An 872-nucleotide genomic window follows, 5' to 3' on the forward strand; every position below is an offset into this window, starting at 1 on the left:
TCTTTGGTGCAAATTGGACGATTGATAAACGACCATCCACATATTGAAATACCAACTTGTATGTTGTTTGCGTATCAGAAAGTGCTTGAATTCCCACATAGCGCTTTAACGTTCCATTCACCACAGCATTAAGTTCATTGGGGTTTACTTTGATTTCAGTGATGTCAAAGGTAGATGACATTTTTTTGTTTTTAATAACTCTGGCTTCCTGGGCAAGCAGCTTTAAAAAATAGGGATACTGTTGATGATTCACAAAGGAAAGCAGACGCTTATGATTCGCATCAACTGTTTCAGGACTCACGTTGAGACGTTCATTGATAAAATTCTCCGTCATTAAACTTAAGTAATGACTGTCAACAAATGAAGCACTTTTTAAATAACCAGGATTCCCTGAAAAAGGGGTAATCTCTACGGTATGATGTTTGAACGCTGAATATACAAAGAAAGACAGCAGCACATTAGATACCAATAAACCAAACACAAGGCACACCATCAAATTAAATCGTGCGGATAATTGGCTTAATCGGCTTTGGTGCGTTTTAAAGTCCATTTAGATCTCCTTAAGCCACATACACACGATGATGTGACAGTGGTAATTGGGGTAACAAGAACTGAGTCAGTCCGCTTGGGAGATGCCAATAAGCCAATACAAGAAGCGATTTTGGACCCTCCCCTTTCTTCAAATAACGCAAACTGCTTAATAACCCCAACCCGAACAGTGAGACCAAAATCTTTTGATTACTAATGATGAGCAACATAAAACCCAATCCTGCGACCACAAGCTCATCCATAGTTAACGTCAGTATTCTCTTGGGTGCATCAATGTGGCTTAAAAATTGATAATTCATGTTGCTCATCGTTTGCTTCCTCCT

Annotated in this window: 2 protein-coding genes; both read right to left on the minus strand. The window is 39.1% G+C overall.

Annotated features, from left to right (window positions below):
• Window positions 1-550 (minus strand): type IV conjugative transfer system protein TraE (traE, locus tag DGG96_RS20210; RefSeq protein ID WP_110144265.1); only part of this gene is annotated, 550 nt, incomplete at its 3' end.
• A 10-nt stretch (window positions 551-560) separates the two neighbouring features.
• On the minus strand, window positions 561-872 hold a 312-nt coding region (traL, locus tag DGG96_RS20215), incomplete at its 5' end, for a type IV conjugative transfer system protein TraL (RefSeq protein WP_240610482.1).

It is taken from the genome of Legionella qingyii (genome assembly GCF_003184185.1).